Genomic DNA, 13,668 nt, shown 5'->3' with positions numbered 1-13,668 from the left:
ACAGCCGGGCTCAGCTCTCCGGGGGCCCGGCGTCGGCGCGCAACACCGCCTGCACCGGCTCGTGGTCGGAGGCGGCCAGGCCGTTGAATCGCACCGCGTTAATGCCGGTACGCAGCACGGTCACGCCGGGCCCCGCCAGGATGAAGTCGATGCGTTTTCCGCCGGGCTTGGGCCGCTTGTAGTGGCCGAAGGTGCCCCACTGCGGGCTGAGCCGCTCGGCCGCCGCGAGCCAGGCATCCCGCAGAGTGCCGTCGGCGGTCAGCCGCCGGTGCACCGCCGAGTCGGCGGCGGCGTTGAAGTCGCCGGTCACCACGATCGCCGCCGTCGGCTCGGCGGTGTGCGCCGTGCGCACCAGCTCCAACAGGTACTCGGCCGAGCGCAGCCGGGACCGCCAGGAATGGTGGTCCAGGTGGGTGTTGAACGCGAGTACCCGGCCGCCGGTGGCGAGATCGGTGAACTCGGCCGACACCAGCACCCGGCGCACCCGATTGCCCCAGGCCCGGGAGCCGGGCACGTCAGGTGTGTCGGAGAGCGCCCGTTGGGTCCAGCCGGTGAGCTCGAGGCGCCGGGAGTCGTAGAAGATGGCGCAGCGTTCGTCGTCCCCGTCGGCGTTGCGGCCGCGGCCGACCCCGCGGTAGTGCGGCCCGAGGGCCTGGCCCACCCACTCCGCCTGGTCGGCGAGCGCCTCCTGCACGCCAAGCAGCGTCGGCTGTTCGGTGGACAGGATGCGCCGCAGGAGCGGCTTGCGGGTCTCCCAGCGGTCCGGGTTGCCGGGCAACAGCTGGGCGAAGCGTCGGCGGATGTTGAAGGTCATGACGTGCAACTCGGGTGCGGTCACCGGGCCGATCAGTGCAACATCCGTCATCGGTCAAGCGTACGTCGTGCCTCGACCTCCCCGGCCCCTCCAACCACAGCGCGGGCGCCGAGCGGCTGCGTGGGCCGGGCGTTGTGGCTGTGCGCGGCGTCCAGCGTGCCGATCTGCTCAGCCGACATCGAAACCGGCGTGCCCATCACCACCCACTGCACGTCCTCGGTGCACGGCGGGGTGGTCAGGCTGCCCGAGTACTCGTAGTTCTCCAGCGACGCCGGCAGTATGGCGGCGACGTCCAGCTTGACATCCTCCTCGTCGGCCAGGTGGGTGGCTGCTTCGATGAACGGCGTCAACGCGTCGGATGCCGCCCCCTCGGTCACGAGGATGCCGAGCACCAGCAGGTTGCCGTTCGCATCCGCATGCACGAGATGCAGCTCGGCCGCGGCGGGCTGGCCCGCGACGGTGTGCTCGGACGGCACGTGGGCGTGCAGCTGCTGCAGGCTGTACTCATCGCCGTTGAACGTCAGGGTCTCGCCCTCTCCGTCGGACTCGAACTCCACGGCATGCCCGGTGTCGAAGACGTCGCCGTCCGCTTCGTCGGCGCTCAACTGGATGCTCGTGCTCGGCGCGGGAACGGTCGCCGGCAGGTCGATCGGGGACTGCTTCGTTCCGGCCTCGCAGGCCTGGAAGTCAGAGTCCAATCCGGCCCATGACTCCGGGCCGCTCTCCCCGTCGTACGACCAGTGCGCCGGCTCCGCCACCGGCGGCTCGGTGGGCGCCGGCGCGGGTTGTGCGCAGCCGGCCAGCGTGACGGCGGCCGCCGTGAGGGCCGAGGCGATGAGCAAGGATCGTGCGGACATGGGAACTCCTGGAACTGTAGAGAAATCCGCCACACCGAACATGTGGCGTGACCGCTCTCGTCAAAGAGCCGCCAGCTACGAATCATCCTCTCGACGCGCAACGCCCATTGCCGCTGGCGTAGGGCCTTACGACCTACAGTATTGAGTCGTCGCACCGGATATGGCCCAGCCTTCCCGCTATAGCGGGCGCGACGCGAATTACACCGCGGCGAGCTCCGCACGGGTGGGCGGGTCGGCCCCGGAGCGGGCGGCCGTGACGGCGGCCGCGTCGGCGCTCCGCCGCATGATGCTCTCCAGTACGCCAAGCGGCACGTCGCGCAGTGCCTGGCGGCGGTCGGCCCCGATCAGGTCCGCGTCGATCAGCACGTCGAGGAGAGCGCCCATGACGGTGTCGCCGGCGCCGACGGTGTCGACCACTGTCGGCCGGGTGTTCGGATCGAAGGTGATGGTGGCCGTCGCGCGGCGGGCCTCGACCAGGCGCGCCACGTCGGACGCGCCCGGCTCGAGCACCGTCGCGATCGACCCGATGTCTGTCATTTCCGCAGCCCATCGGTGTGCCACGGGCCGGAGAGCCGTATCCACTAGCCCTTCCGCTGCCCCCGGTACCCGAACGGCGTCACCCCGTGCACCTTCTTGAACTGGCGGGCGAAGTAGAAGCTGTCGGGGTAGCCGGTGGCGGCGGCGACCGCGGCTATGGACTGGTCGGTGGTGTCCAGGAGTTCGCGGGCCCGCGCCATCCGTAGTTGGGTTTGGTATTGCAGTGCGGGGTAGCCGATGCGGCTCTTGAAGAGGGCGGCGAAGTGGGAGCCGCTCAGGCGCGACATGGCGGCGAGCTCGGCGACGCTCACGTGGTCGTCGATGTGGGTGCGCAGGTATTCGGCGGCCCGGTCGATGGCGGCGTAGCGGCCGTCGCCGGTGGAGCGGTCGGAGGCGAGCAGGGCCATCAGGTGCCAGGCGGCGCCGGCGGCGGCGAGCAGGCTGGCGGTGGTGGTGTCGCGCTCCATCGACTGCAGTACCTCGGCGATCAGCGCCACCACGCGGTAGACGTCTGACGGGGTGCGAATCGGAGCGTCAGGGGTCATGCCGGCGGCGGTGAGGAACTCGGGCAGGTCGCGGCCGGTTACGTGCAGCCACCACAGCGTCCACGGGGTGTCTTCGTTCGAGCCGTACGAGTGCGGATGCCCCGGCGGCAGGATGATCACTTGGCCGGCGGTGACCGGGAACTGGCCGGCCGGGGTTTCGCACCATCCGCCTCCCTTGGCGCAGACGATGATCACCGCCTGCGAGATCGGGGTGGTGCGCACCCGGCCGTGCGAGTGCGCCTCGGGAAAGTAGCCGCAGTCGGTCACCACCAGGTGGGACGTGCCGGGCTGCTGCAGCGCCTCCCGCACCCGCGGGCGGGGGAGCACGAGCATGCGCTGGCCCGGGAAACCGTCGGCGATTGTCATCCGCCCAGTGTGGCGGCAAATCAGCGTTTCGTCCAGAAAGCTCGGAGAAATCTCCTACGCATCCGCGAAAGCACCTCATAATGTTGCAGCATGCTCAACGCCGAGAACGACTTCCCCTCTACGCCTGACCGCGTGATTCCGCCTATCAATGGCGAGACCACGGTCACCGATGGGGAGTCGACGATTGAGCTGCCGCCCGTTCCGGCCGAGTTCGCCGGTGACAAGGTCGCGGCCTGGTCCGAGTCCCTGATCATCGATACCTACCTCCCGGTGGAACCGGAGGACTACCCGGCCTTCCTGGAGAACCGGGTCTACCAGGGCTCCTCGGGCAAGGTCTACCCGCTGCCGTTCCACGAACGCATCGAGCAGGAGAAGCGGCCCTTCGCCTGGGACGCTATCCACCTCGAGAACGAATGGGTGCGCCTGGTGATCCTGCCGCAACTCGGCGGCCGCATCCACATCGGCTACGACAAAGTGGCCGACTACGACTTCTTCTACCGCAATAACGTGATCAAGCCCGCCCTGGTGGGCCTGGCCGGCCCGTGGATCTCGGGCGGCGTCGAATTCAACTGGCCGCAACACCACCGGCCCGGCACGTTCCTACCCACCGACTGGGAGATCGAACGCGAAGCCGACGGCGCCATCACGGTGTGGTGCAGCGACCACGACCCGATGAATCGCATGAAGGGCATGCACGGCATCCGCCTGCGCCCCGACAGTTCGGTGGTCGAAGCCCGGGTGCGCCTTTACAACCGCACCGACGCCACCCAGACCTTCCTCTGGTGGGCCAACGTGGCCGCTGCCGTGAACGACGACTACCAGTCCTTCTTCCCCACCGACGTGGAGTTCGTCGCCGACCATGCCAAGCGTGCCGTGGCCACCTTCCCCGCCGTCGACGGCCACTACTACGGCGTCGACTACCCCGCCCAGGTCACCGCCGACCGCCCCGACGGCGACCGGCTCGACTGGTACCGCAACATTCCGGTGCCCACCTCTTATATGGTCGTAGCCACCCAGGACGACTTCTTCGGCGGCTACGACCACGGCCTCGAGGCCGGCTTCGTCTACTGGGCCGACCACACCGTGGCGCCGGGCAAGAAGCAGTGGACCTGGGGAAACGCCGAATTCGGCTGGGCCTGGGACCGCAACCTCACCGATGGCGACGGCCCCTACGTGGAGCTGATGGCCGGCGCCTTCACCGACAACCAGCCCGACTTCAGCTTCATCGCCCCCGGCGAGACCAAGACCTTCAGCCAGTTCTGGTACCCGATCACCCGCATCGGCGCCGCCCACCAGGCCTCCCGCGACGCCGCCGTGCGCCTCGACGTCACCGCCGACGACAGTGACGAGGCAGACGCGGCCACCACCGTGGTGATCGGCGTGGCCGCCACCCGGGTGATCGCCGACGCCACCATCGAGCTGACGGATGCCGCCGGCCGCGTCGTGTTCACCGCCGCCGCCGATCTCGCCCCCAGCCAGGCCTACCGGCACGGGCTGAGCCTCGACGGCGGCTACCGTGCCAGCGAACTCACCCTCACCGTGCGCGACGGCGACACCGTGCTCGTCACCTGGACCCCAAGAGACCCCACCGAGGACGCCGAGGTCCCCGCCCCGGCCACCGAACCGGCCGACCCCGTCACCATCGCGTCGATCGACGAACTCTTCTACACCGGGCAGTACCTCGACCAGTACCGGCACGCCACCCGCGCGCCCGAGCCGTACTGGGAGGAGGCCCTGCGCCGCGACCCCCGCGACGTGCGTTGCAACGTGGCCCTGGCCGCCCGGCGGGAGCGCGCCGGCCGGCACACCGACGCCGAGACGCACCTGCGCACCGCCATCGACCGGCTGCTCGCCCGGGTGCCCAACCCCGCCGACGGCGAGGCGCACTACCGGCTGGGTATCTCCCTCGTGCACCAGGGCCGCGACGCCGAGGCGCTGGGCTTCCTGGCCAAGGCCACCTGGAACGACGCCTGGCGGGTGCCCGCCGGCCACGCCCTGGCCCGGCTGCACGCTCGCGCGGGCGACCTCGCCGCCAGCCGCGACGCTCTGCTCGAACTGCTGCGCCACAACCCCGAACACCTGCAGGCCAACGCGCTGCTCGCCCTCACCCTGCGTGGCAGCGGTGCCGTCGCCGAGGCCGATACTGCGCTTGCCGACACCGTGCTCGCCGAGCAGCGGGCCCGCGACCCGCTCGACCAGTGGACCCGGCACCTCGCCGGACTCGAGCTGAGCACCGACGCCCCCACTGTGCTCGACGTGGCCCTCGAATACGCCGAAACCGGGCACACCCACACGGCCCTAGAACTGCTGGCCGCCGCGGCCGCCGCCTCCACCAACACCGCCCTCGGCCAGGTGCAAGTAGCCCCGCTCGCGCACTACCACCGCGCCCAGCTGCTCGACGCGGCCGGCCGGCCCACCGAGGCCACATCCGCCCGGACGGACGCCCGAACCTCCGACGCCCGGCACTGCCTGCCCTCCCGGCTCGCCGACGTTGCCGCGCTCGAGGCCGCTCTGCGCGCCGACGGCACCGACGCCCGCGCCGCCGCACTCCTAGGCTCCTGGTACTACGACAAGAAGCGCTACACAGACGCCATCACCGTGTGGCAAGCCGCCGCCGCGCACGCCCCGGACGCTGCGACCGCCGCGCTCGTGCACCGCAACCTCGGAATCGCCGCCTACAACGTGCAGCGCGACCCGGCCGCTGCCCTCGAGCACTTTGCAGCCGCCGTGGGACACGCCCCGCAGGACGCCAAGCTGCTCTACGAATACGACCAGCTGCTCGCCCGCACCGGCGCGACCCCTACCGAGCGGCTCGACCGGCTCGAGGCGCACCGGCAGCTCGCCGGCCGCCGCGACGACCTCACCGTGGTGCACGCCGGCCTGCTCACCGCGGTCGACCGCTCCAACGAGGCCCGCGCGCTCATGCTCGGCCGGGTGTTCCAGCCCTGGGAGGGCGGCGAAGGCCAGGTGCTCCTCGCCTGGCAGAACGCCTGCACCGCCCTGGCTGAGCACGCTCTCGACTCCGGTAATCCGGCCGCCGCGCTGGAGCACATGCACGCGGCGATCACACCGCCGGAATCGCTCGGCGAGGCGCGGCATCCGCTGGCCAACTCGGCCGATTTGTATTGGCTGCTCGGCGAAGCACTGCTCGCGGCCGGCGACGACGAAGGCGCCAGCGCGGCCTGGACCGCCGCCGCGCACGCCACCGGTGACTTCATCGACATGAGCAACCGCCGGTTCAGCAAAAAGACACTGTTCTCAATTCGTGCTCTGCGCCGGCTCGGCGACCATGTTGCGGCCGCTACGCTCATTGACGAATTCGACGACTACCTCGTCGAACTCGCGGCGACGCCCGCCCGCGTCGACTACTTCGCGACATCGCTGCCAGCGATGCTGCTCTTCCACGACGACCCCCAGAGCGTGCACGACACCTACGTGCACACCCTGCGCAGCAAATTGGGCGAACTCACCGCGAGTTCAACCGCTTCGGCCGCTTCGGCGGCCGCCCCTCACCGGCAGTGACGCTGATGAGCAACCTAGGGAAGAAGGAACACAGCATGAACGTAATCAGTAGGAGCTCAACCCGGCAGCGCCGCCGCATGGGCGCTCTCGCCGTCCTGGTGATAGCAATCGTGGGGCTCAGCGCCTGTTCGTCGGGCATGGAGACCACCGAGGGACCAGCCGCGGCCGGTCCCAAGAGCGGCAAGCTCACCATCGCGTACCTGCAGAAGCAGGGCGACCAGCAGTACTTCGTGGACCAGGCCGACGGCGCCAAGGCCGCCGCAGCCGAGCTTGGAGAGGTGGACATCAAGGTGGTGAACCTCGGCACCGACTCGAACAAGGCCATCAGCGAGCTCGACTCCGTGATCGCTCAGAAGGTGGACGGAATCGTCATCGTGGTGCCCGACCAGCAGATCGGCCCGCAGGTGATCGAGGCCGCCAAGGCCGCCGGCATCCCGCTGATGGCGTCGGACGACATCATCGCCGATGCCAGCGGCGCCGAGGCCCCGTTCTCCGGCTTCGATGGCACCTCGATGGGTGAACTCGTCGGTGGCGAGGCCGCCCGCCTCTACACGGAGGCCGGCTGGAATGCCGCCGACACCCGCATCATCTCCGCCTACAAGCAGGACCTCACGGCGTGCACCCAGCGCGTCGAAGGTGCCACCGCAGCATTCGGTGAAGCCGTGCCCGAGGTGCCCGCCATCGTTGACATCGGCACCGACAACTCCGCCACGGATGCGCAGAATAAGGCCGGCGCCATCATCACCGCCAACGCCGGCGTCAAGCACTGGGTCGTCTGGGGCTGCAACGACGAGAGCGAGACCGGCGTCGTGACCGCGCTGCAGAACTCCGGTGTGGCCCCGGCCGACATCATCGGCGTGGGCCTGGGCGCGTACCTCACCTGCAAGGACTGGGCCGCTGGCCAGGACACCGGCAACAAGGCGTCGCTGTTCATCTCCGGCGCTGAGGTGGGCAAGGCCGCCATCAACTCGATGGTGGGCCTGCTGCGCGACGGCACCGCACTACCGCCCGTGTCTATTGCCAACACCGAGATCGTGAACGCCGACAACTGGGAAGAGAAGGGCGTGGTCTGCACCTAGGCCGACCTGCTCCGCTCGATCGAGTAACCGGGGCGGGGACGATTTGTCGCCCCCGCCCCGGTGCTCCCCGCTTCACCCTCGTTTCACCCCTGCTGTCCCCGCACCTCAGCCACCCGGCTACCCGAAAGGCACATCCAGCCATGGTTAAGACACCTGCACCGACGGCATCCGGCACCGACCCGGCGCCGCCCGGCACCGTGATGCTCAGCGCCGCGGGCATCGAGAAGAGCTTCGGCCCGGTGCGCGCGTTGCAGGGCGTGCAACTCGAGCTGCGCGCCGGCGAGGTCACCGCGCTGATGGGCGAGAACGGCGCCGGCAAGTCCACGCTGCTCAAGATCCTCACCGGCGACCTGCAGCCGGATGCCGGCACGCTCACCTCGGCCGGAACCGAGGTGCGCTTCACCGATCCCCGGCAGTCCCGGCTGGCGGGCCTCCGTGTGATCGCCCAGGAGCCCGAGGTGCTGCTGCACGTCTCGGTGGCCGAGAACATCTACGTGGGTGCGATCGGCCGGCAGGGCCTGATGTTCAACCGGGCGGCCCTGCTCGCCCGCGCCGACACCGACCTGCGTCGCTACGGCTTCGAGAAGGTGATCCGACCGGAGACCCTGGGCAGCGCCCTCTCGCCCGCGCAACGCCAGATCGTGGAGATCATGCGCGCCCTGGTGGACAACCCCTCGGTGATCTGCTTCGACGAACCAACCTCCTCACTCGGCGACGAAGAGGTCGTGATCCTGTTCAAACTCATCCGCCAGTTGCGCGATGAGGGCGTGGCCATCGGTTACGTCTCGCACCGCATGCACGAGATCTTCCAACTCTCCGACAACATCACCGTGCTGCGCGACGGCAAGTTCGTGGGCACCAAGACCACCGCAGACACCAACCACGACGACCTGGTGCGGATGATGGTGGGTCGCGACCTGTCCCAGTTCTTCCACCGCGACCCAGTGATTCCCGGCGCAACCGTGCTGGAACTCCGCGGTGTCAGCAATGCGCACGTCACCGATATCCACCTTGAGGTGAAAGCCGGCGAGGTCGTCGGCGTCTCCGGACTGGTCGGCGCTGGCCGCAGCGAATTGATGAAGACCATCGTCGGCGACCTCCGCATCGACAGCGGTGAGCTGCTGATGGGTGGCACCGCCGTGAGCTTCCGGGCCCCGGCGGATGCGATCGCTGCCGGCATCGGCTTCGCCCCCGAGGAGCGCAAGGCCGAGGCCCTGCTGCTCAAGCGGTCGGTGCGCGACAACGTGGCGCTCGCCAGGTTGCGCAGCCTGAGCCGCTGGATCTTCGTACGCGCGGCAGACGAGAAGGCGCTCGCCGCCGAGTACGTCGCGCGGCTTGGCATCCGCACTCCCTCCAGCGAACAGCTGGTGGGCAACCTCTCGGGCGGCAACCAACAGAAGGTGGTGCTGGCGCGTTGGCTCGCCACGCATCCGCGTCTGCTCGTGCTCGACGAACCCACCCGCGGGGTGGACGTGGGCGCCAAGTCGGAGATCTACGCGATCATCGACGAACTCGCCCAGGCCGGTGTGGCCGTGCTCGTGGTATCCAGCGAGCTGCCCGAGGTGATCGGCCTCTCCGATCGCATCTACGTCATGGCCGGCGGCCGCATCACCGGCGAACTCGCACGCGACCACGTCACCGAAGAGCAGATCCTGGCGCTCGCCATGGACGAATCTGCCGCCGATCCCGATCTCACCATCTCTCCCTCATGAGCCGCCCTCTGGAAAGGAGCACTCCGGTGCCCACAACACAGTCCACCGCGACACTGCGGTCGCAGCCTCCCATCGAGACCGGCGCCCGACCGGGCGTTTTCCGGCGGGTGCTGGAGGTCGTGGGAGTGCAGAACATCTCCCTGCTCATGGCCATCGCGCTCGTCGTGGCCGTCATCGGCAGCCAGAACCCGCTGTTCTTCACAGTCGGCAACCTGCGGGTAATCGGTACCGCCATCGCGATCTCCGGCCTCCTTGCGGTGGTGCAGACCATCGTGATCATCATGGGTGCCCTCGACATCTCGGTGGGTTCGATCGCGGGCCTTACGTCGGTGTCGTCGGCCATGATCTTCACCGCCACCGGGCCGTTCCTCGGCGTGGTCGGGGCGGTGGGCATCGGGATGCTCTGCGGACTACTCAACGGCTGCATCATCGTGTTCGGCCGGGTCAACCCGGTGATCGCGACCCTGGCCACCCTCGCCGCCTACAAGGGTGTGGCGCAACTCATCTCCGACGGCCGGGCCCAGGGCTACACCGGCGCCGACGGCTTCTTCGTTTTCCTCGCCCGCGGTACCCTCCTCGGCGTGCCCACCCTGATTTGGGTGCTCGTCATCATCGCCGTGCTCGCCCACGTTCTGCTGCGGTACACGAGCGTCGGCCGCAACATCTACGCCGTCGGCGGCAACGACATCGCCTCCCGCCTGGCCGGCATCAACATCAACCGGTACATCATCGGTGTCTACGTAGCCACGGGGGCCGTTGCGGCCATCGCCGGGGTGCTCATCACCGCCCGCACCGGGTCGGGGCAGCCGGTCTCGGGATCGGAGGGCCTCGAGCTCGAGGCCATCACCGCAGCCGCGCTCGGTGGAGCGGCCCTGAAGGGCGGCAAGGGCACCATCGCCGGCACCATCCTGGCCGTGATCCTGCTCGGAATCCTCACCAACGGCATGACGCTCCTCGGTGTCAACTCGTTCTGGCAGAACGTGGCCAAGGGCGCCCTGCTCATCGTGGCCGTGGTCATCCAGCAGCTGCGTTCGGGCGAGCGCCGCATCGGCCTACCCGGCTGATGTCTTCGGTCAGCGGCGGCGGCATCACCGTTCAGTTCGACGTCGCCGACGGGGCCCGCATTACCAGCCTCACCGCCGGCGGCCGGGAGTGGCTCGCCCCCAGCGGCCCCCGGTCGCCGGGGGTGTTCGTGCAGCCCGGCAGTGGCGGATGGGACGAGGTCGTTCCTACCGTCGCCGCCTGCACCCTGGCCGACGGCACGGCGCTGGCCGATCACGGCGACGGCTGGCAGGCCGCCTGGACCCTCGACTCGGCTGACGCTCAGCACGTGCAGACCAGCGTGGGGCTCCCCAGCCTGCAGATCAGCCTCACCCGGCGGATCGAGGCCACCGACACCGGCATCCGGCTGACCTACACGGCGAGCACGGATGCCGCGGGGCCGGTGCCGCTGGCCTGGTGCGCGCATCCGCTCTTCGTTGCCGACGCCGACACCCGCCTCGTGGCGGCCGCGCCGGAGCCACGGCTCATCGAGGAATACCCCCACCGGGGCAGACCCCGCGACTGGCCGGGCGCCGTGGGCGACGCCGCGATCAAGGCATTTACCGACGGCGCCCGGTCGAGCGCCGCCGTCGTGCACGCCAACGGCGACACCCTCACCCTGGAATGGGACCCCGCACTGCTGCCCTATCTCGGCCTCTACTGGGACGGCGGAGAATTCACTGAAACGCCCGTTGTGGCGATCGAACCGTCGACGGCGTTCGGGGACTCGGCCGCCCGAGCCGTGGCCGAGGGGCGCATCCGCATGCTGGAGCCCGGCCGCCCTTTTCGGTGGTGGGTGAAGCTGACGGCATGGGTCGATCGAGACCGTGCCAGCCTCTGCGGGAGAATGGGCACCATGACTTCTACACCGCATACGGCCACAACAGCCAGGGCTGCGATCTGTATCTGGCCACCGATCTCACGCCCGGTCCGCCGGAGCGAGAAGTCACCGAGCAAGACATGGTGCACCGGTGGTTCAGCGTAGAGGACTCCCGGCGCATGATCCGGGAGGGCGCAATCGTGGATGCAGCGACGCTCGCCGCGGACACCTATGTGCTACTTGACCGGCAGGTTTAGTTATCCCGCAGGACCTTTACCGGTTCGCTTCGAATGGCGGGACTGTTAGCGTCGGTGAAGGAGCAAGGAGAATACACGCCATGATCGAAGCCATTTCAACCCGCGAGGTGTACCGCAATGCCTGGATGACCGTGCGCGAGGACGTCGTACGCCGTCCGGACGGCTCGACGGGCATCTACGGCGTCATCGACAAGCCTGACTTCGCCATCGTGGTGCCGTATGTCGACGCCGGGTTCTGGCTGGTCGAGCAGTTCCGGTACGCCGTGGGGCGCCGGGCCTGGGAGTTCCCTCAAGGCTCCTGGCCCGGTGAGAACGACGGCAGCCAGGAGGACCTGGCCCGCGCCGAGCTGCAGGAAGAGACCGGGATGCGCGCCGGCGAAGTGCGGCACCTGGCGAATTTCTACAGCGCCTACGGTCACAGCAGTCAGGGCTGCGATCTGTATCTGGCTACCGATCTCACGCCCGGGCCACCGGAGCGCGAGATCACCGAGCAGGACATGGTGCACCGGTGGTTCAGCGAAGACGACTTCCGGCGCATGATCCGGGAGGGCGAAATTGTGGATGCGGCGACCATCGCGGCCTACGCCTACGTGCTGCTCGACCGGCAGGCCTGACCCGCCCCGCATCCGAGCGAACGCCCGATCTCCGGGCGCCCGCTGCGGCATCCGGCTAGAAGTGCGTCAGGCAGTGGGCGGGCCGCTCGACGGCGAAGAGCCTGGCGGCCAAGAACGCTGCACCCGGGGTGTGTTCGTGCACCCTGTTCGCCGCCGCCAGCGACACGGGGTTCACCGCGCCCAGGTAGATGGAGGAGAGCGCGGCGATGTCTAGTTCCAGGTCGGGCGCCGCTGCGGATGCGGTGACCCGCGCCGCGCCGTCGCGCACCTCGAGCGAGAAGGTTCCCGCGGTGAGACCCAGACCGTCGGTGACCCTCAGGACGACGGTGCCGTCGGCGGCGAAATGGCGCGTTTCGAGTGCCTGGCGCACATCGAGGATGCGCAACCAGAGCATGTCCCGCGGGTTCGACGCCGCCACGCAACGCGGATCGGTCAGGGCCCAGGTGAGCGGGTTGTCCACCGGTGACTCGTTCCAGGTGATGCGCTCGACGAGGTCGATGGCCGCCAGGTACTGCCAGAGCTCCAGGTACGCCGCCGGGGTGGCGGCCACGAGGTCCACGATCTCCATCGTCGCGGGCGTCTTGTCCCAGCCGCCGAATCTGTACGAGACGTATCCGTCGACCGTGCCGTCCGGTGCATAGTGCAGAGCCACCTTCACCTTGGAGTCTGGGCCGCCCTCGCGACTCGTCGCCCCGGCGGCCAGCTGGCGGTAGAACTCCTGCCGGCCGATGGACCCCGGTTGTTCGCCGTGCAGCCGAGCAAAGACCTGCGGCGCCAGCTCGAGGAGCACCTTGGGGTCGGCGACCTCCACGGTTCCCACCGGCAGGTGGTCCAGCTGGAACTTGGCACTGGTATCCACGGTGATGCTCTGCTCCGAGGTGGCCACCCCGAAACCGAATCGACCATAGATCGACGCCTCCGACGCCGTGAGGGCGGCGATCGCGATGCCCTTGCCCTGTGCCAGGGCGAGGTCTTCGGTCATCATCCGGCGCAACAGCCCGCGACGCCGGTGCGAGGTGCGCACTGTCACGCCGGTGATCAGATGCGCATCCAACAACCTGCCGAAGCCGATGTTGAGCGTGCTCGGCCGTGAGCCGAAGGTGGCCACTGGAATTTCGCTGGCCAGGGAATGCGGCGCCGGCTGGCCGGTTTGGTACGCCCCGGTGAACACGGCGCCGTCTTCGCGGCTCATGGCGATGGACTCGCGCACCCGCTCATCGGTGCGGCGCTCCTCATGGAACCCGAACGTCACCGCGTTGTCCCAGGCCGTCGCTTCCGGGTATCCGGACTCGCCGGGGGCTGCCGGTTCAAACCGACGGATCTCGTATTCTGCGCTCATCGGGGACATGAATCCGAGTTTACGGATTGCCTTCTCGGACCACTGGGTAAGCGCTTAGAACGGCGGGTTGTCGGGTACCGGTGGTGTCGGATGCCGGGTCGGCCGATGCCGAGGCATCAGGTGGGTGTCGGCGGCTAACCGCTTCCGGGTTTTCGGTCCCACGGT

Annotated in this window: 11 protein-coding genes; 6 read left to right on the top strand and 5 right to left on the bottom strand. The window is 69.1% G+C overall.

Annotated elements, in window-relative coordinates:
* Positions 1-10 precede the first annotated feature (10 nt).
* The 4 genes from E3O42_RS13325 to E3O42_RS13310 form a co-directional block, all read right to left on the bottom strand.
* Positions 11-865, bottom strand: a complete 855-nt coding sequence (locus E3O42_RS13325; protein WP_134454406.1) for an endonuclease/exonuclease/phosphatase family protein — start codon at positions 863-865, stop codon at positions 11-13.
* Positions 862-1,671 carry a carbonic anhydrase gene (locus E3O42_RS13320; RefSeq protein ID WP_166787997.1) on the bottom strand — a complete coding sequence of 270 codons (810 nt, stop codon included), beginning with the start codon at positions 1,669-1,671 and terminating at the stop codon, positions 862-864. The genes E3O42_RS13325 and E3O42_RS13320 overlap by 4 nt, the downstream gene beginning before the upstream one ends.
* A 198-nt stretch (positions 1,672-1,869) precedes the next feature.
* Positions 1,870-2,208, bottom strand: a complete 339-nt coding sequence (locus tag E3O42_RS13315) for a PfkB family carbohydrate kinase (protein ID WP_134454404.1) — start codon at positions 2,206-2,208, stop codon at positions 1,870-1,872.
* A gap of 44 nt (positions 2,209-2,252) precedes the next feature.
* Positions 2,253-3,119 (bottom strand): AraC family transcriptional regulator, encoded by an 867-nt coding sequence (locus E3O42_RS13310; RefSeq protein ID WP_134454403.1) that lies wholly within the window; start codon positions 3,117-3,119, stop codon positions 2,253-2,255.
* Positions 3,120-3,209: 90 nt separating this feature from the next.
* Between E3O42_RS13310 and E3O42_RS13305 the strand changes: the two genes are divergently transcribed.
* The 6 genes from E3O42_RS13305 (at position 3,210) to E3O42_RS13280 (ending at position 12,164) form a co-directional block, all read left to right on the top strand.
* The gene (locus E3O42_RS13305) at positions 3,210-6,641 is read left to right on the top strand and encodes a DUF5107 domain-containing protein (protein ID WP_134454402.1); all 3,432 of its coding nucleotides are present in this window, start codon (positions 3,210-3,212) and stop codon (positions 6,639-6,641) included.
* A gap of 35 nt (positions 6,642-6,676) precedes the next feature.
* Positions 6,677-7,720: a substrate-binding domain-containing protein gene (locus E3O42_RS13300; protein ID WP_198414143.1), complete on the top strand. Its 1,044-nt coding sequence runs from the start codon at positions 6,677-6,679 to the stop codon at positions 7,718-7,720.
* A 140-nt stretch (positions 7,721-7,860) separates the two neighbouring features.
* Positions 7,861-9,432 carry a sugar ABC transporter ATP-binding protein gene (locus tag E3O42_RS13295; RefSeq protein WP_198414142.1) on the top strand — a complete coding sequence of 524 codons (1,572 nt, stop codon included), beginning with the start codon at positions 7,861-7,863 and terminating at the stop codon, positions 9,430-9,432.
* A 26-nt stretch (positions 9,433-9,458) separates the two neighbouring features.
* Positions 9,459-10,496, top strand: a complete 1,038-nt coding sequence (locus tag E3O42_RS13290; RefSeq protein WP_198414140.1) for an ABC transporter permease — start codon at positions 9,459-9,461, stop codon at positions 10,494-10,496.
* Positions 10,496-11,458: an aldose epimerase family protein gene (locus tag E3O42_RS13285; RefSeq protein WP_134454400.1), complete on the top strand. Its 963-nt coding sequence runs from the start codon at positions 10,496-10,498 to the stop codon at positions 11,456-11,458. Before E3O42_RS13290 ends, E3O42_RS13285 begins: the two co-directional genes overlap by 1 nt.
* Before the next feature lie 172 nt (positions 11,459-11,630).
* A complete protein-coding gene (locus E3O42_RS13280) occupies positions 11,631-12,164 on the top strand; it encodes an NUDIX domain-containing protein (protein ID WP_134454399.1) in 534 nt (177 codons plus the stop codon).
* Positions 12,165-12,219: 55 nt separating this feature from the next.
* On the opposite strand, the gene E3O42_RS13275 is transcribed toward E3O42_RS13280, so the two are convergent.
* The gene (locus E3O42_RS13275; protein WP_134454474.1) at positions 12,220-13,503 is read right to left on the bottom strand and encodes a GNAT family N-acetyltransferase; all 1,284 of its coding nucleotides are present in this window, start codon (positions 13,501-13,503) and stop codon (positions 12,220-12,222) included.
* Positions 13,504-13,668 lie beyond the last annotated feature (165 nt).

This window comes from Cryobacterium adonitolivorans, from assembly GCF_004402695.1.
In the GTDB taxonomy this organism is placed as follows: Bacteria; Actinomycetota; Actinomycetes; order Actinomycetales; family Microbacteriaceae; genus Cryobacterium; species Cryobacterium adonitolivorans.
This window is presented reverse-complemented; position numbering and strand designations above follow the sequence as displayed.

Excerpts from the sequence above, each read along its gene's own strand:
- E3O42_RS13325 (WP_134454406.1), bottom strand. The coding sequence starts at position 865 with ATGACGGATGTTGCACTGATCGGCCCGGTGACCGCACCCGAGTTGCAC.
- E3O42_RS13320 (WP_166787997.1), bottom strand. The coding sequence starts at position 1,671 with ATGTCCGCACGATCCTTGCTCATCGCCTCGGCCCTCACGGCGGCCGCC.
- E3O42_RS13315 (WP_134454404.1), bottom strand. The coding sequence starts at position 2,208 with ATGACAGACATCGGGTCGATCGCGACGGTGCTCGAGCCGGGCGCGTCC.
- E3O42_RS13310 (WP_134454403.1), bottom strand. The coding sequence starts at position 3,119 with ATGACAATCGCCGACGGTTTCCCGGGCCAGCGCATGCTCGTGCTCCCC.
- E3O42_RS13305 (WP_134454402.1), top strand. The coding sequence starts at position 3,210 with ATGCTCAACGCCGAGAACGACTTCCCCTCTACGCCTGACCGCGTGATT.
- E3O42_RS13300 (WP_198414143.1), top strand. The coding sequence starts at position 6,677 with ATGAACGTAATCAGTAGGAGCTCAACCCGGCAGCGCCGCCGCATGGGC.
- E3O42_RS13295 (WP_198414142.1), top strand. The coding sequence starts at position 7,861 with ATGGTTAAGACACCTGCACCGACGGCATCCGGCACCGACCCGGCGCCG.
- E3O42_RS13285 (WP_134454400.1), top strand. The coding sequence starts at position 10,496 with ATGTCTTCGGTCAGCGGCGGCGGCATCACCGTTCAGTTCGACGTCGCC.
- E3O42_RS13280 (WP_134454399.1), top strand. The coding sequence starts at position 11,631 with ATGATCGAAGCCATTTCAACCCGCGAGGTGTACCGCAATGCCTGGATG.
- E3O42_RS13275 (WP_134454474.1), bottom strand. The coding sequence starts at position 13,503 with ATGAGCGCAGAATACGAGATCCGTCGGTTTGAACCGGCAGCCCCCGGC.